Source organism: Flavobacterium sp. P21 (genome assembly GCF_050632225.1).
GTDB lineage: Bacteria > Bacteroidota > Bacteroidia > Flavobacteriales > Flavobacteriaceae > Flavobacterium.
Genome location: NZ_CP192585.1, coordinates 4859060 through 4884551, shown reverse-complemented (window position 1 = coordinate 4884551; position 25492 = coordinate 4859060). Strand labels below are relative to the sequence as shown.

Below are 25492 nucleotides of genomic sequence, written 5' to 3'. Positions count from 1 at the left end.
CCTCATATTTTTTTATCTTAGCAAAAATGTTGTTTATGAAATTTACCTTGTTCACCTTATTATTTAGTCATTTTATTTTTGCTCAAAGCCAGTATCCTAAAGATTATTTTCGCGCCCCACTTGATATTCCGATGCAACTTTCTGGAAATTTTGGAGAGCTGAGGCCTAATCATTTTCACGCGGGTTTTGATTTAAAAACAAATCAAAGAGAAGGCTTGAATGTATATGCTGTGGCTGATGGATATATTTCAAGAATCAAGATTTCGACTTTTGGCAATGGGAAATGCATTTATATCACACATCCAAACGGGTATACTTCTGTCTATGGACATTTACAAACTGCAGTTGGCGCTGTTCAGGATTATATTCAAAAAACGCACTATAAAGAAAAAGCTTTTGAGATTGAAATGTTCCCAAAACCGGATGAATTGCCTGTAACAAAAGGCCAATTGATCGCGCTTTCTGGAAATACAGGATCGTCTGAAGGGCCACATTTGCATTTTGAGATTCGTGATACAAAGTCAGAATTTGTGATTAATCCAATGTTTTTTGGCTTTGATAAAAATATAAAAGATACCAAAAAACCTACTTTGTCAAGTTTGTATGTTTATCCGTTGTATAATTCTGTAGTCAATCAGTCAAAACAGCCACTGATGCTTAATTTGGTTTTGCAAAAAGATGGAACTTATCTTGCAGGAAAAGTTAAAACAAACGGGAAAATTGGTTTCGGAATTAATGCTGTCGATACCGATGATGTTTCTTTTAATAAAAATGGCGTTTTTAATGTCTCGACTTTTTTAAACGGAAATCAGAATTATAATTATCAGTTTAATACGTATTCATTTGATGAAATGAGATTTATCAATGCCTTTATCGATTATCCGAGATATAAAAAGACAAGCCAGCGTATTCAGAAGCTTTTTATGAAAACGCCTTATGCGCTAAGCATTATTAAAACGGATTCTGTTAGAGGAATAATTTCGGCGCGGCCAAATTTAGCTTCAACTTACAGAATTGAAGTTTCAGATTACAGTGGCAATATGAATTCAATCACCGTTCCAGTTGAATATGATGCCGAAACACCGCTTATTCCAGAGGAGCCAATTACGTCAAAATATTTTGTGAGATATAATAAAGATACCAATTTTGAAAAAGATAATATGTCTGTGTTTTTTCCGGCAGGTACTTTTTACGAAGATTTTAATTTGAATTTTGATGTGAAAAACAACAAAATATATATTCATGAAGATGTTATTCCGGTACATTCAAATTTTACGATTACAATTAAAGATGATACTTATGATGAAGCTTTGAGAGACAAACTTTTCATAGGAAGAAGCGGTAGTTATAATGCAACTTCCAGAAAAGGAGATGTTTTTACAGCGAAATCAAAAACTTTAGGTCAGTTTGGATTGGTTTTGGATACTATTGCGCCTAAAATTTCAATCGCAAAACCAATTCAAGGAAAATGGATTAGCGATGTAAAGAAAATACAACTTACAATAAGTGATGCGGGATCAGGAATTAAATCTTATAATGGTTACTTGAACGGAAATTGGATTTTGTTTGAATATGATAATAAAACTAGAAAAATTACACATACTTTTGAGGATGCGTTTTTGCTTGAAGGTGAAAATAATCTAAAAATCGAAGTGGCTGATAATGTTGGAAATATCGGTTTCTTTGAAACTAATTTTTTTAGAAGTCAACAAAAATAAAATCTAAACGTTTGAATAAATATAGGCTAATACTTGTTTTCTTTTTTTATGCATCGGATCTATTGCATTTTCTCAAAATGCTCATGTTAAAGGTGTTATTTTAGATACGGAAAATCATCCAGTTGCAGATGTTAATATTTCGTATCTAGGAAATGTTGTTCAGTCAGATCAAAATGGAGTTTTTGATATTGAAGTGTCAGCAAATAAAAAAGTGTCTTTGATTTTTACCCACGTTTCTCTAAAAATGATGAGCCTTGTGGTAAGTTTGAAACCAAACGAAGTTTTTCTTTTTAATCCGGTAATGAGCAGTTCGGCCGAGCAAATGGGCGAAGTTTTTGTTTCTTCTAAAAATAAAAAAAGAGTTCAAGGCATTGTGAATGTTGAACCCGAAACGATCAAGAGAATTCCTGGAGCAAACGCTGGAATAGAAAATATTTTAAAAACTTTGCCGGGAGTAAACTCAAATAATGATTTGAGTACGCAATATGCAGTGCGTGGTGGGAATTACGATGAAAATTTAGTTTATGTAAATGAAGTCGAGGTTTATCGTCCTTTTTTGATTCGCTCTGGCCAGCAAGAAGGTTTGAGTTTTACCAATACTGATTTGGTGCAAAATGTCGATTTTTCGGCAGGAGGATTTCAGGCTAAATTTGGAGACAAATTATCTTCTGTTTTAGATATTACTTACAGAAAACCAACTCAGTTTGGCGCCGCTTTTGAAGCTAGTTTTTTGGGTGCAAGTGTTGCTGTTGATCTAGTTTCTAAAAATAAAAAATGGTCCGCCGTTACTGGAATCCGTTACCGAAATAATAGTCTTTTGGTAAATAGTCAGGATACTGAAACAAACTATACTCCAGTTTTTGCTGATATTCAAACGAATATTAATTATGATATTTCTGAAAAATGGCAAATGAGCTTTTTAGGGAATATTTCTCAGAATAAATATTCGTATCAGCCATTATCTCGTCAAACGAATTTTGGAACAATTGATCAGCCAATGGCTTTGACGGTATATTATGACGGTCAGGAAAAAGATAAATATGAAACGTATTTTGGGGCTTTAAAAACTACTTACAAAGCTTCTCCAAGTTTGACTTTAAAATTAATTGGTTCTCTTTTTCATACTACAGAACAGGAACATTTCGATATTTTGGCACAATACCGTTTAGGAAATGTTGATGAAGATGGAAATGTTGAAAATATCGATTTTACGCGCGGTATCGGTTCTCAATTAAATCATGCTAAAAATGATCTGGATGCTTTGATTGCTAATGCAGAAATAAAAGGTTTTAAAGAATGGATGAATGATAGTGAATTGGAATTTGGCTTGAAATATACTCGAGAATCGATTCGTGATCGCGTGGTCGAGTGGGAGGTAATCGATTCGGCTGGATTTTCAATTAATCCGCCATTGGTAATTTTGCCTAAAAACAATCAGCCGTATCAGCCTTATACAGGGCCGTTGTTGCCTTACCAAGATGTTAGAGCGACAAATTTTAATACAATAAATAGACTTTCCGGCTATATGCAGTTCAATAAAAAAACGGCTATTGGCTCTAGTCAGGCTTGGTATCATGTTGGCGCGCGTTTTCAGAGTTGGAATGTCATGGGCGCTTTAGAAGAAGGTAAAAATCAGTTTGTTTTAAGTCCGCGCGCTCAATTTGCAATAAAACCTGATTGGGATATGGATATGGTTTTTAGGGTTTCAGGAGGATTGTATCATCAGCCACCGTTTTATAGGGAGCTTCGTGATCTAGATGGCGTTGTTCATCCAAATGTAAAAGCGCAGGAATCAGTTCACATTGTTTTAGGGAATGACTATAATTTTAAAATGTGGAATCGTCCTTTTAAGTGGGTAACCGAATTGTATTATAAATCACTTTCCGATGTCAACGTATATTCAATAGATAATGTGCGAATTCGATATATTGCCAATAATAATGCAAAAGCCTACGCGCAAGGTCTTGATTTTAGATTGAATGGGGAATTTGTTCCAGGGACAGAATCTTGGGTGAGTTTTGGATATTTGAAGACCGAAGAAAATTATGAAAACAAAGGATATATTGCCAGACCAACAGATCAACGTTTGAAGTTTGCGATGCTATTTCAGGACTATATGCCAAATATTCCGAGTGTGAAATTATATCTGAATTTAGTCTATAATACTGGGCTTCCAGGCGGAGCACCTGCATATTCAGATCCATATTTATATCAAAACAGGTTGAATGACTATAGAAGGGCTGATGTAGGTTTTGCAAAAGTTTTTGTGGATAGCAGTACAAAAGTTGCCAAAGCAAAATGGCTGAAAGATTTCAAAGAATTATCAGTTGGATTAGAAATTTTTAATCTTTTCAATAATCAAAATGCAATTACAAATACTTGGGTTCGCGATGTGTATTCTAAAAATGAGTATGCGATTCCAAATTATATGACTTCGCGAGTTTTTAACGTTAAGATTAATGCGAGGTTATGATAGAGAAACGTGAAAAAAGAAAAAGAATTTTTTACGTTCCGGGGATGATTTCTTTGGTTTTGATTCCTTTGTTCTGCTTGTATCATTTTTATAAAGTTGATGCCTTTAAGGTTTATACGTCGATAGAGCTAAGTATTCCTCTTGGGAATGAATTTGAAAAGTATAAATTTTCGACTCTAAGAAAATATAAAGTGTTTAGTTTTGACGGAAGTCAATCTGAAAAGAAAAATTTAAATGAAATGAGACTTTATCTTAGAAAACTTAGAGTTGAAAAAGATACTGTAAATGGCATTAAGGTACATTTTGGTATAAAATCAAATTATCAAACATTTATCACGACTCTTGATATTTTGGCAGAAGAAGAGGCTCCTACTTGGATAACAGATAAAAATGATATTTATATTTTAGGAAGCAGTAATACCTATAAAAAAGTTAAAGATGCAATTGATCATCGTAATATGAATTGTGGTACGGGAGAACTGATGAGGAAACAAGCTTACTGGGCACAAAAAGAAGCAAAAGAAGAAGAAATGCATAATTTTCAAGTTTCTTTCTTTAAGCAAAAATGGAGATCACTTTCTTTAGGTTATTTAGGACTTATATTCTTAAATATCTTCGTTTTAGTAAAATTCAATAAAGCCAAAATTTACAATCAAAAATAGTATATTTGATATTCTAATATAATTGCCACAAATGAAAAACTATATAAAATATATCGCCTTAGTAATTATCGGAACTGCAATGAGTTGTAAGGACGAAGTGAAGAAGCCGAAAGTGATTTATGATGCTTCAAACAAAGCTAGTGTTGTGGCTAAAACCGATTCAACTCAAATTGAGATTGCTGATTTGCCGATTCAAATGGAAGGAACAAATTATTTGATTCATCCTGTGGGCGATTTGAGAGTATATGAAAAAGGCTCAAAAGCACGTTATGGTTCATCTAGTGTAAATGATGTAAGTTTCACAATTTCGAATCTAGGAGAATATGAAATTACAGGATATCTTCAGAATTTAAAATTCCAAAAAGTAGATTCAGATTCTATTCGACCTTTATCAGATAAACCTGTTTTGATTTTAACGGCAACTTATTTGAAAACAGTTGCAGATAAAACTCAGAATAAAGTAATGGTTTATACGCTAACAGATTCTGATACCAACAAAGATGGTAAAATTGATACTGGAGATATTAAAACTTTATATTTGAGTAATATCAGTGGTGAAAATTTCACAAAGGTTTCGCCAGATCTTCAGGAATTAGTAGATTGGAGTTTAATCGAATCTAAAAACCGTTTGTATTTTAGAACAATTGAAGATACTAACCAAAACGGCCAGTTTGATAAAAACGATGTTCTACATTATAATTATATAGACTTGACTTCTAAAAAATGGGAAGTTAAGTCCTATAAACCGATCTAAGGTTCTGAGATACTAAGATTCTAAGTTGCTAAGATTTTAAAAGCCGTTTAAAAGTATTTTTAAACGGCTTTATTGTTTTTAGAATATAGAATCCTTTTAATCTGTACAATCTGTGGCTAAAAAAAACTTAGCATCTTAGTATCTTAGAACCTTAGCAACTTTTAAATCAAAATATCGCTTTCAAGATCAGATTTCTCAATTTCAAAACCAAAATCCAAACGTTCAACTAATTCAATTACCAGTTTTTTATACCAGTTTTCAGATTTTGGATGAATGTAAATCTTCTCGATCAATTGATTGATGTCAACATTGATTTTTAATCCGTCATTTAACTTTAAAGTGCTTTTAGAAGTGTCGGTAATAATACGGACTTCGCGTTCGTATTGAAAACTTTTTCGTTTAAACAAAAAAGGAAAGAACAAATCATCAAACGGAATATATTCTTTTTTGTAGTCGATGTAGTTTACTTCGCCGATATATTGGTCAAAATTATTTTCGGGTTTTAGTGCCTTTTGCAATCTTCCAATGGTGGATTGAATAGCAAGGCCTTCGCTGTTTTGTGTAAAAATCTGCCACATGGCAAAGGATTCATATTCGTTGATATGCCAACTGCTTATTGCAACTTTTTCCCGATGCGTTTTGTAATAATTTAAAAAGTCAGGATTATCGACGGCCAGTTTTTTGATTTCTTCATAAGTCGGTTCACTGAAAGTCCCTTCATATTGGTCTTCAAATTTGTCGGAACGCGACATGAATAATTTTTTCGAAAGCAATAAATCAAGAAATTTAGATAAGTCAAGATACTTCCAAACGATAGTATCTGGATCTTCGGGCAATTTTATACTCGGATTATTGATGTACATTTTTTAAAGAATTATCAATAGCTACCTAAAGTTATAAAAATAAAAACAGATTAAGGAAAATTAAATGGTGTTTTAATATTTCCTTAATCTGTAAAAATGATTTATTTCTTTTTATGAATCTTAAGATTCGAAAGACTGCATTGTAACTAGTTTGTTGTAAGTTCCGTTAAGAGCAATTAATTCTTCGTGAGTTCCTTGCTCAACGATTCTTCCTTTTTGCATCACTACAATTAGGTCTGCTTTTTGAATGGTTGAAAGACGGTGTGCAATTACAATTGAAGTCCTGTTCTGCATCATGTTTTCAAGCGCAACCTGAACAAATTTTTCGCTTTCGGTATCGAGCGCTGACGTTGCTTCGTCCAAAATCATAATTGGAGGATTTTTAAGAACTGCTCTGGCAATAGACAAACGTTGTTTTTGTCCCCCTGAAAGTTTGTTTCCGCTGTCGCCAATGTTAGTGTAGATTCCTTGAGGAAGATCTTTTACAAATTCATAAGCATTTGCAATTTTTAGAGCCTCGATAATTTCATCATCTGTCGCGTCAAGTTTTCCTAATGAAATGTTTGCTTTGATTGTGTCATTGAATAAAATACTGTCTTGAGTAACTAATCCCATTAAACTGCGCAATGACTGCAGATTCATATCTTTGATGTTGATTCCGTCAATTGAAATTGTTCCGTCGTTAACATCATAAAAACGGGTCAACAAATTAGCAATGGTACTCTTTCCACTTCCGGATTGGCCAACAAGGGCAACAGTTTTTCCTTTTTGAATTTGAAGAGAAAAGTCTTTTAACACAGTTTCATCTTCATATTTGAAATTGATGTTTTGAATGTCTATTTGTTTGTCAAAAGAAGTTTTTTCAATTGCGTTTTCTTTGCTTGTAATAGGGTTTTCCTGCTCTAAAACTTCTAAAACACGTTCTGCTCGCGGCATTTCCTCTTTTTACTCCGTAAGATGCCTTAGAAATTGCCTTTGCAGGAGTTAGAATATTGTATGCCAATCCCATATAGGCAATAAAAGAAGCGCCGTCAAGAGTTTTATCGATCAAAACCATTTGACCACCGTACCAAAGCAAAATTGCAATTACGGTGATTCCCATAAACTCACTTGCAGGAGATGCCAAATTCTGGCGATTACCAATACTATTTGATAATTTGAAAAAACGCTCAGTTGAATTTTGGAAGACATTATTAAAATAATTTTCAGAATTATAGCCTTTAACGACTTTTAATCCGCCGATAGTCTCTTCAATAGTAGATAAGAAATGTCCTTGTTCCTGTTGTGCTTTAGAGGATTGCTTTTTAAGCTGTTTTCCGATCAAAGAAATAATATAACCTGAAACCGGAATGAAAATAAACACAAATAAAGTCAGTTTTGGACTTATGAAAAGCATGGCTCCAATCGTGAAAACAATCGTTAAAGGCTCTTTTACTATAAGTTCTAAAATAGCAAGAAAAGAGGTTTGCAATTCGTTTACATCTGCAGAAATTCTTGAAATTACGTCACCTTTTCTTTTTTCAGAATAGAAAGATAAAGGCAGTTCTAATGTTTTTTTGTACATCGCATTACGAAGGTCTCTCAAAACTCCATTTCGTAAAAAATTGATGAAAAACATAGCCAGGTAATCTACTAAATTTTTCAATAAAAAGATAGTGATAACTCCTGCTACCATTATAGATAGTGTACGTCCTACGCCATATTGATCAGTCGTTTGTGTTACAAAATAGCTTAAATAATTTTCAGCATAAGTTTTAATGTGTAATAATCCTTCGTAAACTGGCTTAACAGTATTTCTTTTGGTTTGGTCGAATAAAACCTGAATCATAGGAATTAATGACATGAATGAAAGTGTGCTAAAAAGTGCGTACAATACATTGAAAAAGATGTTGAGATACGCATATCTTTTATAAGGATATATAAAAGGAACTATTTTTTTGAAATTACTCATTTATGTTTTTTGATGTTATTTTCTTTTTTGTTGATGGCTTTACTATTATTTAATTATTTGGTAAAGCAATTTTCACTGCACAAAATTAATCCAATTGAGGTGTTTTCAATTTCTTTTTGCTTTTTTTTATAAAAAAAACTCTGACTTGCATTTCAAGAATGCAAATCAGAGTTCATTATAATGTGTTTTTTCAATTGTGCACAATCGTGCGTAATTGGAAAAGGATTCAAATTTTATTTCAATTGCATATCAGCAATAATATTCTGTATTTTTCCGTCTAAGAATTTCTCTGCTTCTTCGAATTCTGAAACTGATTCGATTTCTGCATTTACACTGATATAGAATTTGATTTTAGGTTCAGTTCCACTTGGTCTTGCGCAAATTTTAGAACCGTCTTCAGTATAATAAATCAATACGTTAGATTTTGGGATATCCATTGTAGATTCTTCCCCAGTCAATAAATTTAAAGCAATTGAAGAATCGTAGTCTTCAACCATAATCACTCGTTGTCCATTGATTTCTTTCAAAGGATTTTGACGCAAATTGATCATCATTTGGTTGATTTCTTCTAAACCTTCCATTCCTTTTTTGGTTAAAGAAACTAGATATTCTTTGTAGAAACCATTTTCAACATACAGTTGTAAAAGCTCTTTGTAAACTGAACTTCCAGTCGCTTTTGCTTGTGCGACAACTTCACAGATTAATAAAGTAGCGACAACGGCATCTTTATCTCTTACAGCATCGCCAACCATAAAACCAAAGCTTTCTTCTCCGCCTCCAATAAATTGAAGTTCAGGGAAATCTTTGATCATTTTTGCAATCCATTTAAATCCTGTCAATCCCACTTTGCATTCAACACCATAACTCGTTGCCAATTCCATGATCATTGGAGTCGAAACGATTGTTGAGCCTACAAATTGTTTTCCGTTGATTTTACCAGCTTTTTTCCATTGTTTTAATAAGAAAGAAGTCATTAAAACCATTGTCTGATTTCCATTAAGCAAGATTAATTTGCCTTCATTATCTCTAACTGCAACGCCTAAACGGTCACAATCAGGATCTGTTCCAACAACAATGTCAGAGTTTGTTTTTTCTGCTAGAGCAACAGCCATTGCTAAAGCTTCAGGTTCTTCAGGATTTGGAGATTTTACAGTTGGGAAATCTCCATCTGGAATAGCTTGTTCAGGAACGATGTGCACATTTTTGTAGCCTGCCTGCGATAAAGTATCAGGAACTGATTTTATAGAAGTTCCATGCAAAGAAGTAAAAACAATATGTAGGTTGTCTTTTGCTTCAGCAGGAGTATTGAAACTTGCATTTTCAATAGATGATTTTACAAAAGCTTTGTCGATTTCAGTGTCAATGTATTTGATCAGGCTTTCGTTGGCATCAAATTTAATTTTGTCGTAGCTTAAGTTTTCAATTACATTGATAATAGCTTTGTCTTGCGGAGGAACAATTTGTCCGCCATCTTGCCAATATACTTTATATCCATTGTATTCTGGCGGATTGTGAGAAGCCGTTAAAACGATTCCGCATTGGCATCCTAAATATTTAAGTGCAAAAGACAATTCAGGAGTTGGTCTCAAATCTGAAAACAAATAAACCTGAATTCCGTTTGCAGAAAAAACATCGGCAACAACTTTTGCCAAAGTGTTACTATTGTGACGACAGTCGTAAGCAATAACTACTTTTAAAGACTCATTTGGAAAAACTTCATGTAAATAATCAGATAATCCTTGAGTGTTTTTTCCTAGCGTATATTTATTGATTCTGTTGTTTCCAATACCCATAACGCCACGCATTCCACCTGTTCCAAATTCTAGGTTTTTATAAAAACTTTCCTCTAGTTCTTTTGGAGAAGTTGTCATCAATTCTTTAACTGCGACTTGAGTTTCTTTGTCAAATGTTGGTGTCAGCCATTCATTTACGGCGCTTAATATGTTAGGTGCTATATTCATGTCAATTTTTTTATTTAATTATTATGCAGGGTTTGTATGTCGCATTAAAAGTTAACTTCGCGAGCTACTTTGTATCTTGCTTCGTTGCTTTTGGTTCTTAAAATGATTTCGCCTAAAAATCCAGCAAGGAATAGCTGAGTTCCTAAAATCATTGTGGTCAAAGCGATATAAAACCAAGGATTGTTTGTAACAAGCGTATATTTCATTCCTTCGTACATGTGATACAATTTAGAAATACCAATATAGCCTGCTGATAAAAATCCTATAATGAACATCAGAGATCCAATTGCGCCAAATAAGTGCATTGGCCTTTTTCCGAATCGTGATAAAAACCAGATTGTAATTAAATCTAAGAATCCGTTTATAAAACGTTCCATTCCAAATTTTGTTTCACCATATTTTCTGGCTTGATGGATAACCACTTTTTCGCCAATTTTGTTGAAACCTGCATTTTTGGCCAAAACCGGAATGTATCGGTGCATTTCACCTGAAACTTCAACGTTTTTGACAACCGCATTTTTATATGCTTTTAATCCGCAGTTAAAATCATTCAATTCTACTCCAGAAGTTTTTCTAGCGGCCCAGTTGAATAATTTTGAAGGCAGATTTTTTGCTACAACAGAATCATAGCGTTTCTTTTTCCAGCCCGAAACCAAATCAAATTTTTCTTTGGTAATCATTTCATACAATTCCGGAATCTCATCAGGACTGTCTTGCAAGTCAGCATCCATTGTGATGATAACATCGCCTTGTGCTTTTGCAAAACCAGCATGCAAAGCCTGAGATTTTCCAAAGTTTTTCATAAAACGAATCCCTTTTACATTAGGGTTTTCGTTAGAAAAACTTTCAATAATGTTCCAAGAATCATCTGTACTACCATCATCTACAAAAATGATTTCATAAGAGTAATTGTTAGATTGCATCACTTTAATGATCCATGCATAGAGTTCTTTAAGTGATTCCTCTTCGTTTAGAAGCGGTATAAGTATAGATAAATTCATTTATATTTTTATTCTTGAGTAGTTTTGCTTTTGAAAAATGCGACCAAAATTAATCCTAAAATAGAGTAAAGGGCAAGACTGAAGGCTAATCCTTTAAGTTGTTCTAGAGTTGAAAACGGGCTGGTTTTTCTCATTTTGTCCAATGCTTCATTTATAGCAGAAGCTGGGGTTCCGAACTTTTGCAATGTTTCGGCCATATATTTTATAAGATATTCTCCTATAGTTTGTTTTGCGTCCGGATCAATAACATTAAATAATAAAATACTGAAAGATGTTGAAATTAATAGAGCAATAAGCGTGGTAATGAAATAGGTTGTAAATGCATCTTTGAAAGAGAACAGGCCATTGATTTCTTTTTTGGTTTTTGTCAGTAATAGGATTCCAATTACCAAATAAATGACAAAGCTCATTGCGCCAATCCATCCAGAAACAAATAATTTAAGATCTATTGAATAGATGCTTGCTGTAATTAATGCTAGAATAACTCCTAAGACAATTCCGTAAGTAATACCATTCTTTTTTATAACTTCATTAATCATATTTCTATATGTTTTAAAATTAATCCACAAATATAGTAATTCCCACTATAATCGTAGATAAAAAAAGCTTTTCGAAATAAACTAAAAAAAGTGAGTTAAGTATTTGTTTATTAAAAAAGAATTGTAAATTTGCACACTCAAAAATAATTAAATTTTTAAACAAAAAAGAGTATCGTTTGTTTATACCTTTTTCTAATCGCGAAAAAGCTTCAAAATAAAAATGCTCTAAACAATAAATAAAAAGAAAGATGAAAAAAGGAATTCACCCAGAAAATTACAGATTAGTTGCATTTAAAGACATGTCAAATGACGAAGTTTTTATCACTAAATCTACTGCAGATACAAAAGAAACAATTGAAGTTGACGGAGTTGAGTATCCAGTTGTAAAAATGGAGATTTCTAGAACATCTCACCCTTTTTATACTGGTAAATCTAAACTTATCGATACTGCAGGACGTATTGATAAATTCAAAACTAAATACGCTAAACACGCTAAAAAATAATAGCTGTTTTAAATTATACAAAAGCCTTCCAGATTTGGGAGGCTTTTTTTGTTGTTATGGTAATTGGTTTGGTTTAGAATGCGTAGTTTATGAATTCATTATGAACTACTAAAACAAGTTTAGTGAAAACATAAATATTTGTAACTTTGACCTCGATAACCAAATCAAGATTTTAACAAGTACCAAATTTTTTTATTTATGAATTACATTCTTTTTGACGGTCCCGTTCGGAATGCTTTATTACCTTTTACTTTTACGAGGCCTGTGGCTGATATCCTAATCGGAATTATGACAATTCGCCAAAAATGGGAAATGCGCCTTGGCTCAACAATAACAACAATTACTGAAGAATATTTGTCTGAAAAATTTCCGATGGTGGAAATGGAAGAAAACGTAATGATCAACGCGGCTTATTTGCCAAATGATAAGCTTGCCGAGATGGTTTCTGATTTAACTGCAAATCAGGCAATTTTTAAAGGTGAGGATGTAATTGCTTTTTTCGCATCTGAAAATCAAGAAGAAGTTGATTTTGACTCTTATGAAATTATTCAGTATAATGACGATTGTTTGACTGTCGAACATACTTGGGATATTTTTTCTAAAAATGATGCCGCAATCCGAGCTGATTTTGCCTTTTTGACTGAAGATAGAAAATCACAGCCAATTCCGAAAAGCGTAAATGTTATTTCACCTGAGAATATTTTTATTGAAGAAGGAGCAAAATTGGAGTTTGTAACTTTAAATGCTTCAAATGGTCCTATATATATAGGTAAAAACACCGAAATTATGGAAGGAACCGTAATTCGTGGGCCATTTGCTTTATGTGAAAATGCAATGGTGAAAATGTCAGCTAAGGTTTATGGGGCAACAACTGTTGGACCCGGATCCAGAATTGGCGGGGAGGTTAAAAATTCAGTTCTTTTTGCTAATTCGAATAAAGGTCATGAAGGATTTTTAGGTGATTCTGTTTTAGGTGAATGGTGTAACATTGGTGCCGATTCAAATAATTCAAACCTGAAAAACAATTACGAGGAAGTGAAATTATGGAGCTATGAAACAGAAGGTTTTGCAAAAACCGGGCTTCAGTTTTGCGGTTTAATGATGGGAGATCACAGTAAATGTGGAATTAACACAATGTTTAATACAGGAACTGTGGTTGGCGTAAGCGCGAATATTTTCGGATCTGGTTTTCCGAGAAATTTTGTTCCGAGTTTTTCTTGGGGCGGTGCTCGCAGGATTTACAACCTATGTAACAAAAAAGCTTTTGAAACTGCAAGATTGGTAATGAGCAGAAGAAATATTGAATTTGATGCTACTGAAGCCGCAATTATGGAGCACATTTTTGAAGAAACAAAAAAATGGAGAAAGGATTAATTAGATAATTAGTCAATTTGAAAATTAGATAATTTTTCAAACCCGACAGGTTTTTAACACCTGTCGGGTTTTGTTTTTTATATGTCTTTAAACTGGACTGAAGTCCAGCTCTACAATATAAATCGTTCTTGCGGAATTTTAAATGAGAGCCAAAGGCTCGAACCTTATTGTAGGGCTGGACTTCATTCCAGTTTAGGAATAGAATGAAAAAAATGTTTTGAGATTTAGGTATTATTTAATTGGCATATTTTCAATTTTAATTTATTTGTCAATCTTGACGAAGTCTTCTTTTAAATTGAATTTTAATTCTAATCCGTTGCTCAATTTTGTTTCATAACCTGAACTGCCAATTTCTATTTTGGTTACTTTTTCTTTTGGAAAATTTGCTTTTAAGTAAGAAGCAATCTTTTTAGGAACAATAGATTTTGGGATTTTATCATTTTTTCCGTCAACTTCTTTCCAATTTCCTTTCTTGTCAAATTCAATTTCAATCTGGTTGTCATATTGAACTTTGTATTCTGTAGAAAGGATTTCTTTGTCTTGTAATATATAGCTCGGTTTTTTAGATCCAAAATGGGTCTTTAAAAATGTTTGCGCGTTCGCTGGCAAAGCTTCTTTTTTAATGACGTTTTTTTGTGCAATTGCAGAAAAACCAAATAGTAATCCTGCAATTAGATAAACAGTCAGTTTTAATTTCGTTTTCATATTTTGCTGATTTTTAAATTCTTATACAAGGTAAGATTAAAAATTTGAAATAGGAAAAGACAATTAAGGTTTCGTATACTGAAATCTAGCTCTGGAATATAGCCACCGAGCCAAAGGCTTTCTTATTGTTCCGCAAGAACCTATTATATTGTAGGGCTGGACTTCAGTCCAGTTTAGGAATAGAATGTAAAAAAAATGTTTTGAGATTTAGAGATTGCCTAATTGGCACATTTTCAAAATTATCTAATTATCAAATTGGCACATTATCTAATTAAATCTATCTTTGCGGCACGAAAAAAATGGATAGTCGGTTAAACGATTAACCGATTAAACAAATTAACAAGAACAAATGATTACAGTTAACGATATTTCGGTTCAGTTTGGCGGAACTACACTTTTTAGCGATGTTTCTTTTGCTATAAACGAAAATGACAAAATTGCCCTTATGGGTAAAAATGGTGCGGGGAAATCGACACTTTTAAAAATAATTGCAGGAGTAAGTAAGCCTTCGACTGGAAATATTTCTGCTCCAAAAGAAGCTGTAATTGCATATCTTCCGCGACATTTGCTTACTGAAGATGGCGCTACAGTAATGGAAGAAGCGTCAAAAGCTTTTAGCGAAATTTTCACAATGAAAGCTGAAATCGACGAAATCAATGAGCAATTGACCGTTCGTACCGATTATGAAAGTGACGAATACATGAAATTGATCGAAAGAGTTTCAGATTTAAGCGAGAAATTTTATGCAATTGAAGAAGTAAATTACGAAGCAGAAGTTGAGAAAATATTAGCAGGTTTAGGTTTTGTGCGTGAAGATTTCACTCGCCAAACTTCTGAATTTTCTGGTGGATGGAGAATGCGTATCGAATTAGCTAAAATTTTATTGAGAAAACCAGATTTGATTTTGCTGGATGAGCCAACAAACCATATGGATATTGAAAGTATTCAGTGGCTGGAAGATTTCTTGTTAAACCAAGCAAAAGCAGTTGTGGTAATTTCGCACGATAGAGCGTTTGTAGATAATATTACAAACAGAACTATCGAAGTTACGATGGGAAGAATTTATGATTACAAAGCAAAATACACACATTACTTAGAATTAAGAAAAGATCGTAGAATCCACCAACAAAAAGCATACGATGAGCAACAAAAGATGATTGCTGAAAACCGTGCTTTTATTGAGCGTTTTAGAGGTACATTTTCTAAAACAGACGCTGTTCAATCTCGTGTTAAAATGCTTGAGAAGCTTGAAATAGTAGAGGTTGATGAGGTTGACACTTCTGCATTACGATTAAAATTCCCACCTGCGAGCACGTTCTGGGCAATATCCTGTAATTGTAAAAGAGATGTCTAAAGCTTATGGCGATCACGTTGTCTTTAAGGATGCAAATATTGTAATCGAGCGTGGACAGAAAGTGGCTTTTGTTGGGAAAAATGGAGAAGGAAAATCAACAATGATCAAAGCGATTATGAAAGAAATCGGTGTTGATTCTGGAAGCGTTGAAATTGGTCATAATGCTCAAATTGGATATTTTGCTCAAAATCAAGCGGCTTTGTTGGATGAAAATGCAACGATTTTCGAGACAATCGACAGTATTGCGGTTGGGGATATCAGAACACAAATCAAAAATATCTTAGGAGCTTTCATGTTCCAAGGTGATGATATTACGAAAAAAGTAAAAGTGCTTTCTGGAGGAGAAAAAACACGTTTGGCAATGATTAAATTATTGTTGGAACCTGTAAACTTGCTGATCCTGGATGAGCCTTCGAATCACTTGGATATGAAGACGAAAGATATTATTAAAGATGCTTTGAGAGATTTTGATGGAACTTTGATCTTGGTTTCTCACGACCGTGATTTCCTTGACGGATTGGCAACTAAAGTTTTTGAATTCGGAAACAAAAGAGTAAAAGAACATTTTGAAGATGTTGCTGGTTTCTTGGCACACAAAAAAATGGATTCTATGCGAGAAATCGAAAAATAAAATTCATTTCATATTAAATACAAAAGCACAAGTTGATTCTTGTGCTTTTTTTATTCTGGTATTCATAACAATATTTTAATGCAATTTTTTTTACAATGATTGTTTTTTTAGTATTTTAGTAATCCCATTTCGTGTTGATTATTAAGTAGTTTGCTTTTTTGTTTTTAAAAGCATAGTACTGATTTTGAATTTAGTTAAATAATAACCTTGTTTTTATCTATTTGAATTCTATGAATAAAACACTACTAATTCCACTATTTTTTTCTTTCTAACCGCTTCCTTTGGGCTTTATGCTCAAGGAGATGTAAATCAGGGCGAAGAAAATGATAAAAAAGAAAAACAGAAGGTGAAGTAAAATATCCCCAATACCAAATTAAAGGCCTTTTGCAGGCAAGATATCTAAAAAGTTATGGAGAGAATGTCGATGTGATGGGGGTTCATCATTCTACTGGTGATGTTGTTCAGGAGTCTTTTGATATTAAAAGAATGCGTGTTGGTTTGAATACCAAATTAAGCGAAGCGACAGAGGTTGTTGTTTTAGTAAATCTTGCTGATTTTAAATCTGATACAAAGGGAAAAGTTCTTGAAAATGCTTACGGAAAATATACTTTTAGTAAATACATAGCTTTAACGGGAGGCCAGTTTCGACCAGCATTTGGAATCGAGGAGCTTGTTCCTGTTGATATCATTAAGTCGTTTGATTTTTCTAATCAATATTATGAATTTGGGAAAAATGGCTGGACCAGTTTTCAAATTGGTGCATCCGCGACAGGGTCTGTTGATCTTGGAAAAATCCCTTTAAGCTACGCTCTTTCTGTTTTGAATGGAAATGGCAAAAATGTAGAAATGGATAAAGATAACGGAAAACAGTATTCTACAAGAATGGTTTTTGGATTGTCTAAAAAATATAAAATCAATCTGGGTTTGAATGGTGGTTTTGGGCAGGTTTTTAAAGAAGATGTTTTTGCAATAGGGGCAGATTTCACCAGTGATTTTAAACTTACAGACCGATTTAGTTTAGATCTTCAAATTGAGTACAAACAAGGTACGAATCATAATTTGTATTATTCTTTGCCAGTCGCTTCAAGAATTGGAAGTGTCGATGGTTATCAAATGCGAGGTATTTATTTTCTGCCAAATTTGAGATATATTGTCGATTATAAGAAATTAACTGCTTTTGAATTTTCTTGCCGATACGAAACTTTTAATCCGAACTATAAAATTGATCCTAATGTTAGGCAGACTTATACGCCAATGGTGAGTCTTGAGTTTGGAAAAGCGTACACGGGCCGAATCGAGTTAGGTTTTCAAATTGATCGATATGATCATGAAATTCCAGATACATCAACATACAATAATGACTTGTTTTTACTACAACTCCAGCTTAGACTTTAATTAATTTAAATCTCGTTTTTATGAAAGAAGTACAAATCCCCCAGACCCTGATCACACTTGCTGTAGGAATTGCAATTTGGTTGATTCCTGCGCCAAATGGTGTTGTTGTTGAAGCTTGGCATTTGTTTGCCATTTTTGTTGCTACAATTTTGGGAATTATTCTAAAAGCGGCGCCAATGGGAACCATGTGTATGATTGCGATTGCGCTGACAGCTTTTTCACAGGTTTTAGCTCCAGGTGATGCTGGAAAATCAATAACATTGGCTTTGAAAGGATTTGGAGATAAGGTAATTTGGCTTATCGGAATATCATTTTTTATTGCACGAGGATTTATTAAAACAGGTTTAGGAAACCGAATTGCTTTTTTGTTTATTCGAATTTTTGGAAAAAGCTCACTCGGACTTGCGTATGGTTTAGGATTTGCTGATTTAGTTTTAGCTCCAGCGGTTCCAAGTAATACTGCTAGAGGAGGAGGAATCGTATATCCAATCATGAAATCAATGTCAATGAGTTTTGGCTCTATGCCGGATCAACCAGAAACACATCGAAAATTAGGATCTTACCTTACATTGAGTAGTTATAATGCAAATTTGATTGCTTCGTCAATGTTTTTGACAGGTACAGCAAGTAATCCAATGTGTCAAAAGTTTGCGGCTAATCTAGGAATAAAAATAAGTTGGATTTCTTGGGCAATTGCGGGAATTGTTCCGGGGCTTGTCGCTTTTTTTGTGATTCCGTTTGTGTTGTATAAAATATATCCGCCAGAATTGAAGAAAACTGGAGATGCGCCTCAGATTGCGGCTCAGAAATTAAAAGAAATGGGGCCAATCACCCGAAATGAATGGATGATGTTGCTGACATTCTTTATTTTATTGTTTTTATGGATGACTGGCGATTTGTTTTCTATAGATGCAACAACAACGGCATTTATCGGTTTGGTTATTTTGCTTTTGACTTCAGTTTTGACTTGGGATGATGTAAAAGCTGAAAAAGGTGCGTGGGATACAATTGTTTGGTTTTCGGTTTTAGTAATGATGGCGAGCTCGCTAAATGAACTCGGGTTCATAGCTTGGTTCAGTGATTTGATCAAAGCTGAAATAGGCGGACTAAGCTGGCAAATGGCTTTTCCTATAATTATATTGGTTTACTTTTTTAGCCATTATCTTTTTGCAAGTGCAACGGCACACGTAGCGACCATGTATGCGGCTTTGTTAGGAGTAGGAGTTTCACTTGGAATTCCAGGCTTGCTTTTGGCTTTTATGCTTGGTTTCGTAGGTTCGCTATATGGAACTTTAACGCATTACGGACATGGACCAGCACCAGTTTTCTTCGGAAGCGGTTATGTCGACCTAAAAAGCTGGTGGGTCAAAGGCCTGATAACTGGATTAGTTATGCTCTTTATCTATATGGTAATTGGAGGTTTGTGGCTCCGATTAATTGGTGATTTTTAAATCCTGATTCCAGGAGGAAGCAATTCTTTGTATTTCGGATTTTTTTGAAAAAAGTCACAATTTTTGGGTGGATAGGCACAACTCTGAATTTCTTTTCGGTATTGAGTTCCATGATGCTTTTCAGCATCTTGTCAATTGCAACTTGATTGTCAAAGCCTTCTGGTGTGTTGATTTTGGTTAGAAAGATTTTCTTTTCCTGAAATGAATATTCGACAGAAAGCATGCCTTCTGGCGCGATAGTTTCAAATTGTCTTGCAAAAGCATTGTCTTTGACTGGGGCAGTAATTTCAGTTGATTCCATAATTTGTCATTTTTTTAGTAGGTTAAAATATAAAACGATTTAGGCAGTGCTCAGTTTAAAGACTTAAGTAAGAATGTTAAACGTGAACGATTTGGACTGCAAAGTTAATCATTTGATTTTCAATATAAAATTATTTTTTGCAGACTTGGTTTTTTGCATATTTTGTAATTTAATTTGTTTTAATATATAATTATGGTGTAAGATTTGCAGTGCATATTGTTTAAAAAAGTAAATTTATCTTGAAATTTAGATTTGTAATTAAATTACCCTTTTTGGACAAATGAGTAAAATTCCTGTTTATTTTATGCCCGGCCTGGTCGCTAGTCCAGCCATTTTTGAAAGAATTAAATTAGATGAATCTGTTTTTGAAACTCATTTGCTTGAATGGGAAATTCCAAAGCAAAAAGAATCTTTGTCTGATTATGCGCTTCGTATTGCTCAAAAAATCAAACATGATAATCCGATTTTGATAGGAGTTTCATTTGGCGGGATTTTAGTGCAAGAAATTTCGAAACATATAAAGGCTCAAAAAGTAATCATTATTTCTAGCGTTAGAAGCAATGCTGAGTTTCCACGAAGAATGAAAATCGGGAAAACTACAAAAGCATACAAACTCATTCCAATGAAGCTGATTTTGAATATTGAAAATCTGGCAAAATATTCTTTTGGAGAAAAAGTAAATAAACGTATTAAATTATACGAGAAGTTCTTAGCAGTTCGTGATCTTAATTACCTGCAATGGGCCGTAGAATCAGTAATTTTATGGGATAGAAATGAAGTTGATGACAATGTCATTCATATTCACGGTGATCAAGATGATGTTTTTCCAATAAAATACATCAATAAATGCATTGTTGTAAAAGGAGGTACTCATATTATGATCCTTAATAAATATAAATGGCTGAATGAAAATTTACCTTCAATAATTTTAGAAAGTTAATTATCAACTTATAAATTTCAAATTCCGGTTCTTATAATCATTGTCAAAGTTTTATACGCATTCTTGGATTTGCTAAAACAGCAATTTTTATAGTCGTTATTTAATGCTTTCTGCTTGATTTTCATAAAATTAAATTTCTTTTTCTAAATAAAAACTTTCTTTTGCAGGCTTTTTATGGTTTGTTTTCTTGATTCTGCAAATTTATCTTCATTGTCTTTTTTTATTTTTTGTAGATAATTGTCATCTATTTTATCTTCTGTCATTTATACCTCAATTTTAAGCCACTATTTACTGCTGTATTTGAGATAAATTTCAATTAATTTCAATATATATTTATTTTGGATGTCACTACCGTTTTGCTATTGCATGAAGCAAAGTTCTTTTGTTGGCATCAAGAATTTTCTCTAGTTGTGCAGTTTCTAAATTGGAGGAAATTGCTTTTAATTTTTTGGTTGAAAAATATCTTCTGTTTTTATTATCGACTTTAAAATAAACTCCATAATCGACAAGAGTAAAGCAAAAATCTATAAATCTTAATACTCTAATATTTTAGATCCCTTGTTTTTTAAATAAAATGTGGGTCAAAATATTATACAAGTTAGAATATCGATTACTCAATTCATGGAGTTAATTTAAATGATATTAAAAGAGAATATGTTAAAATAGAACACAGAAAAGAAAAGCATACTATTAAAGTTTATTTAAACATAAGTTTTTAATAACTAAAAGTCGTTGGGTGTTATGTCTTAAATTATTACAGCAAAAACTTTTACTGGCAAGTGGCTGATTATTTGAGGGTTAATTTTATGGTTTTTTTAACATTAAAAAATAACAACTAAAACAATGAGTATGAAAAAGAGTGTAATTATGCTTTTATTGATCCAGAGCGGATTTGTAATGGCGCAAGCCAAGATTGTCGTCACGATGAATGGCGAAAAAGTAACTATACATCCTAATGCAGATAACGGATTAACTGCAAATGAAGGTTTTATAGAATTGGGAGGGGCTTTGATCAAACCTACTACACTGACGACAACAGATGTAAATACACTTGCAATAAAAGGGTTGCAGAATGGCGGCGCTAGTGATAATATAGTAGTTGTAGATGCAAATGGTGTTTTGAAAACTTTTTCCGCGGAGGCTCTTTCCAGTGCAAAAGGAGTTAAAATTATCAATGATAATTATACAATTGTTCCTTCTGATTATACTGTAATAGCTTCTAAGCTTTCGGGTGATATTACTATTGCACTTCCGGATGCTTTAGCAAATAAAGGCAGGATTCTAATCATCAATCAGGATGATATAACAAACGATTCTGGAAATGAGGTTACGGTTAAATTTAATAAAGACGTAATTTATTCAGACAATTTCAAAATAAACGAATTAGCGAGCACCATTTTATTCTGCAACAGGAGGAACGCTTAAAATTACCCTGCAGTCAAACGGTACAGACTGGTACGCAATTTCCTCTTTATAATTCAATAAAAAAACAAAAAATATCATTTTATCAGGTGTTTAATTATGCCTGGAGGTTTTTATTCTAAAAATTTAAATTTTTAGAATAAAACTGAATAAAATAATTCAATAAAAAATATAATGAAAAGAAATCTATTCTCTTTATGGCTTGTTATTATAGCCATATTATTTTCGATAAGCACGCAGGCCCAGATGACCGTAGGCGGGAAAAAGGCTCCAGAACCTTTTTCGGTTTTGGAGTTGCTTAATAAGGGCGGACTTCGATTGCCACAAATGACAACTTTGCGGCGTAATGCTTTTGCAGTACAAAACAAAGTACAAGGAGAAGGGCTTACAATTTATAATATAGACACAAAGTGTGTTGAATATTGGAATAAAGTGCGCTGGGTGTCTTTATGTGAAGGAACGTCGCAAATAACAATTAGTCCTGAGCCTTGTATTAATGTCCCTGCGGATGCTTCAGGATGTAATAATACATTTACAGTTACTGATCCTGGTTGTCCAAGTGGACCGTTTAATATTAGTATTGTTGCCGGTAGTGAGTATGCTTACCTAACCAATGTAGATAATACAAATGGAACATTTAAAATAGCTTTCAGACCAAATGAAACTGTAAATCAGCGTACCGTATTGGTACGTGTAAAAAGTAATTGTTCAAATTTATTCAAAGACTTTTTATTTTCTCAAAACGGGGTAGATTGTAGTTCTGCGTATTATGCTACACCAAACATAACACCATCAAGTAGTACCTTGTATTTGTGTGTAGGTGGTGCAGTGTATTTATCAGTTCCTTCTAGTACACCTAATCTAGATAAATTAATCTGGACTCGTAACGGTATTGAAGTAGCTCGCGGAGTTTCCTATTATGTTGCTACTCAAAAAGGAGTATATAATATTTCTATGGGCGCCGTTGGTTGTAATACCCAATCATCAAATGAGCGCAATGTTGTAGAATCAGGTACAGTTATACCTGTAAACCTTTCAGCTGTTGCCTCTAATAATGGTATTATTTGCGGTCCCAATTCGGTTACTCTTACCGCATTCGGAGCCAATCCAAGTGGTATTGTTTGGTTTCATAATGGAGTAGAAGAAAGATCAGGTAGCCCTATAGCTATAAGTGGTGCTAGTAGTGTTGGAGAATGGTTTGCAGTAACAAAAAGTGGAAGCTGTTATTCTAGACCTTCTAATAGTGTTATGATAACTAAAAGCCAAGCTACAGGACAGGTAAGCCTTCCAGCATCAGATGTACTGGTAAATGGAAAACAGTTAAACAGCTATAGTTCATTTTGTGGAGGTGCTAGTTTAGATTTAAGTATTGCCAATAAAATCAATAATGTTACTTATACTTGGTACAATGGAACAGATGTTATTTATACCAATCCGTTTATAGTACCTACTTATCAAACTAAACTGTCGTTGCGTTTAGTAGCTACAGATAATACCGGCACATCCTGCCCGGCTGAAGCAAGCGCATTAGATAAAAATATTACTACTGGCAACGCTCCAACACAGCCTACTATAACAAGTACAACAAATGGAACAATTTGCGATGGCAATGCCACATTAAAATTAGAGCCAGCAGTAGCAGGTAACTATACTTATATTTGGTATCAGGATGGCGTAAAAATGAGCCAAACTAGTCAAGAAATTACAGTTTCTACACCAGGGGCAGTATACAGCGGTAGCGTTACAAACGATACAGGTTGTACAAGTCCATTGGCTGTGGCATTTACAATACCAGCAACTGTATCTAGCAAGCCTGTACTTACATGGGGATATAAACCAACTTCTGCTAATTATGGTACAACGGTAACTGTACAAACTAACATCAATTTTGGACCAGCAAGTTCTTACACATGGACTGTAGACAAAGGATCAATTATTGGTTCTGGTGCAAGTATTGCAATCGCATTACCACCTTCAGGAACTGATGGAGCTAATTTAAATGTTAAAGTTATTGCCAAAAATAACTGTGGCAATTCAGCTGAATTAACTGGAGAAATTGTAATGAATAGTGTATGTCCAATACCTATTGTTGAGGCTCAGTCTTTGACTACTCAAAATATTACAGTTGGGTCTTCTGCAAGTGTGTCAGTATCTGTTTCAAACGGAGTTTCACAAACATATCAATGGTATAGCAATACAAGCGCTAGTACATCTGGAGCTACACCAATAGGTTTTTCTAATTCACCAAGTTATAGTTATACTCCTCCTCAAACAGCAGGTACCTATTATTTGTATTGTGTTGTAACTAACAATTGTGGCAGTAACCCAAGTGGGGCATCGCCTATATTTACAATTAACAGCACAGTAAGCCCGGCTGGTATACCTTCAGGAACAGGTTCTTTAATTGGTAGAACTTGTTTTGATATTGCAGAAACAGAAGGAGGGGCCACTTGTGGTTCGCTTTCATCTCGCGCGACAAATAAGGCAGATTTTAACAAACCTGGTATTAATACACAAACGTATACATTCACACCTTCGGGAACTGTAAGTAAAGTTCGTTTTGCATACGTAGAATCAATTAAAGGAATTGTGACTTCGTTTAATCCTGTTGTTGATAAGTCACAAACCCTTAACATATCTACACCTGTGACAGCAACGTTAGTTTACAGTACGTCATTAAGCACCGGTTCTCAAGGTGCGGGTAAGGCAAAAGGGAATGCATTCACTGTAGATATATATGTAATTTATAATGATAATGCTAATGGAACAGGTACAGACAAAACAGTAAAACTAACAGCACAAATAAAAGATTGTGTATGTTGTGGAGCATTTGTGGGACCTTTGGATTGGAGAGAATTTATGTGCCATAATTTAGGTGCAAATACAGCTACACCCCTTTTTCGCCGTCACCTGGTTTGGTTGGAAATTATTATCAATGGGGGTGAAAAACCCTGGATTTGTGACTAATCGTGCCGCTAGAAGTAGTACCGCTTGGGTAGATGATTATGGTAATAAAACTGACAATGATCCTTGTCCTCAAGGTTATCGTGTACCAACGAGATCAGAATGGTCCGGAGTAATATCGAACAACGGTACCCTCACTTCTACAGGCACAATAGGCGATGCTTCAACCTTAGGACAAGGTGGTCTGAAAATTGGACCAGCTTTATTTTTGCCAACTACAGGACTTTACAGTTGGGACGGTAGTGGTCTAAGCTCTGGTCTTGTCTATGTGTATTGGTCTTCTACTTATATTCAGACCAATAAGGCTGGGGCCGCGGTTAGTAGTTCTCTAAATTCATTATCAACTGCAAACCCTGCAGACCCAAATTTAGGTGCGAATATACGTTGTATTTCTAGTTATAAACCATAAACATAGCTGAAAAATAATATAGCCTGCCTTTATTGAGACTAAGTATTTTCTCAATAAAGCAGGCTAAATTGCCAAAACAGAAACTAGAAAGCTATGCTTTTCGCTCATAATCATTTACATG

At 33.8% G+C, this 25492-nt stretch carries 16 protein-coding genes and 3 pseudogenes; 12 read left to right on the top strand and 7 right to left on the bottom strand.

Annotated features, from left to right (window positions below; all coding sequences use genetic code 11):
* Positions 1 to 35: 35 nt before the first annotated feature.
* From ACQ9BO_RS24560 to ACQ9BO_RS24545, 4 genes are all read left to right on the top strand, one after another.
* A complete protein-coding gene (locus tag ACQ9BO_RS24560; RefSeq protein ID WP_431242859.1) occupies positions 36 to 1718 on the top strand; it encodes a M23 family metallopeptidase in 1683 nt (560 codons plus the stop codon).
* Between the two features lie 244 nt (positions 1719 to 1962).
* A complete protein-coding gene (locus tag ACQ9BO_RS24555; RefSeq protein ID WP_431242858.1) occupies positions 1963 to 4191 on the top strand; it encodes a TonB-dependent receptor plug domain-containing protein in 2229 nt (742 codons plus the stop codon).
* Positions 4188 to 4853 carry a hypothetical protein gene (locus ACQ9BO_RS24550; RefSeq protein ID WP_431242857.1) on the top strand — a complete coding sequence of 222 codons (666 nt, stop codon included), beginning with the start codon at positions 4188 to 4190 and terminating at the stop codon, positions 4851 to 4853. The genes ACQ9BO_RS24555 and ACQ9BO_RS24550 overlap by 4 nt, the downstream gene beginning before the upstream one ends.
* Before the next feature lie 31 nt (positions 4854 to 4884).
* Positions 4885 to 5607, top strand: coding sequence for a hypothetical protein (locus tag ACQ9BO_RS24545; RefSeq protein WP_431242856.1), 723 nt, complete (start codon positions 4885 to 4887; stop codon positions 5605 to 5607).
* 161 nt (positions 5608 to 5768) lie between these two features.
* On the opposite strand, the gene ACQ9BO_RS24540 is transcribed toward ACQ9BO_RS24545, so the two are convergent.
* The 5 genes and pseudogenes from ACQ9BO_RS24540 to ACQ9BO_RS24520 form a co-directional block, all read right to left on the bottom strand.
* A complete protein-coding gene (locus ACQ9BO_RS24540; RefSeq protein WP_431242855.1) occupies positions 5769 to 6470 on the bottom strand; it encodes a DUF2971 domain-containing protein in 702 nt (233 codons plus the stop codon).
* A 120-nt stretch (positions 6471 to 6590) separates the two neighbouring features.
* Positions 6591 to 8421, bottom strand: a pseudogene (locus ACQ9BO_RS24535) (ABC transporter ATP-binding protein).
* A gap of 233 nt (positions 8422 to 8654) precedes the next feature.
* On the bottom strand, positions 8655 to 10382 hold the full coding sequence (locus tag ACQ9BO_RS24530) for a phospho-sugar mutase (protein WP_431242854.1): 1728 nt from the start codon (positions 10380 to 10382) through the stop codon (positions 8655 to 8657).
* Between the two features lie 44 nt (positions 10383 to 10426).
* Positions 10427 to 11383, bottom strand: coding sequence for a glycosyltransferase family 2 protein (locus ACQ9BO_RS24525; protein ID WP_431242853.1), 957 nt, complete (start codon positions 11381 to 11383; stop codon positions 10427 to 10429).
* Between the two features lie 8 nt (positions 11384 to 11391).
* Positions 11392 to 11922, bottom strand: a complete 531-nt coding sequence (locus tag ACQ9BO_RS24520) for a DUF4199 domain-containing protein (RefSeq protein ID WP_431242852.1) — start codon at positions 11920 to 11922, stop codon at positions 11392 to 11394.
* 248 nt (positions 11923 to 12170) lie between these two features.
* On the opposite strand from ACQ9BO_RS24520, the gene ACQ9BO_RS24515 reads away from it, so the two are divergent.
* Together ACQ9BO_RS24515 and ACQ9BO_RS24510 are read left to right on the top strand one after the other, a co-directional pair.
* Positions 12171 to 12425, top strand: a complete 255-nt coding sequence (locus tag ACQ9BO_RS24515) for a type B 50S ribosomal protein L31 (protein ID WP_008464817.1) — start codon at positions 12171 to 12173, stop codon at positions 12423 to 12425.
* 198 nt (positions 12426 to 12623) lie between these two features.
* Entirely contained in the window at positions 12624 to 13799 is a 1176-nt protein-coding gene (locus ACQ9BO_RS24510; protein ID WP_431242851.1) for a GlmU family protein, read from the top strand.
* Positions 13800 to 14060: 261 nt separating this feature from the next.
* Here ACQ9BO_RS24510 and ACQ9BO_RS24505 read toward each other — a convergent pair whose 3' ends face one another.
* A complete protein-coding gene (locus ACQ9BO_RS24505) occupies positions 14061 to 14504 on the bottom strand; it encodes a PepSY-like domain-containing protein (RefSeq protein ID WP_431242850.1) in 444 nt (147 codons plus the stop codon).
* A gap of 349 nt (positions 14505 to 14853) precedes the next feature.
* On the opposite strand from ACQ9BO_RS24505, the pseudogene ACQ9BO_RS24500 reads away from it, so the two are divergent.
* The 3 genes and pseudogenes from ACQ9BO_RS24500 to ACQ9BO_RS24490 all read left to right on the top strand — a co-directional run bounded on the left by ACQ9BO_RS24500 (position 14854) and on the right by ACQ9BO_RS24490 (position 19335).
* Positions 14854 to 16489 (top strand): annotated as a pseudogene (locus ACQ9BO_RS24500) (ABC-F family ATP-binding cassette domain-containing protein).
* A gap of 384 nt (positions 16490 to 16873) precedes the next feature.
* On the top strand, positions 16874 to 17884 hold the full coding sequence (locus ACQ9BO_RS24495) for a porin (RefSeq protein WP_431242849.1): 1011 nt from the start codon (positions 16874 to 16876) through the stop codon (positions 17882 to 17884).
* 20 nt (positions 17885 to 17904) lie between these two features.
* On the top strand, positions 17905 to 19335 hold the full coding sequence (locus tag ACQ9BO_RS24490; protein WP_431242848.1) for an anion permease: 1431 nt from the start codon (positions 17905 to 17907) through the stop codon (positions 19333 to 19335).
* Here ACQ9BO_RS24490 and ACQ9BO_RS24485 read toward each other — a convergent pair.
* Positions 19332 to 19636, bottom strand: a pseudogene (locus ACQ9BO_RS24485) (N-acetyltransferase). The gene ACQ9BO_RS24490 and the pseudogene ACQ9BO_RS24485 overlap by 4 nt on opposite strands.
* Before the next feature lie 280 nt (positions 19637 to 19916).
* On the opposite strand from ACQ9BO_RS24485, the gene ACQ9BO_RS24480 reads away from it, so the two are divergent.
* From ACQ9BO_RS24480 to ACQ9BO_RS24470, 3 genes are all read left to right on the top strand, one after another.
* The gene (locus ACQ9BO_RS24480; RefSeq protein ID WP_431242847.1) at positions 19917 to 20576 is read left to right on the top strand and encodes an alpha/beta hydrolase; all 660 of its coding nucleotides are present in this window, start codon (positions 19917 to 19919) and stop codon (positions 20574 to 20576) included.
* Between the two features lie 849 nt (positions 20577 to 21425).
* Positions 21426 to 22001 (top strand): hypothetical protein, encoded by a 576-nt coding sequence (locus tag ACQ9BO_RS24475; protein WP_431242846.1) that lies wholly within the window; start codon positions 21426 to 21428, stop codon positions 21999 to 22001.
* A gap of 171 nt (positions 22002 to 22172) precedes the next feature.
* A complete protein-coding gene (locus tag ACQ9BO_RS24470) occupies positions 22173 to 24965 on the top strand; it encodes a hypothetical protein (protein ID WP_431242845.1) in 2793 nt (930 codons plus the stop codon).
* The last annotated feature ends 527 nt before the right edge of the window (positions 24966 to 25492 follow it).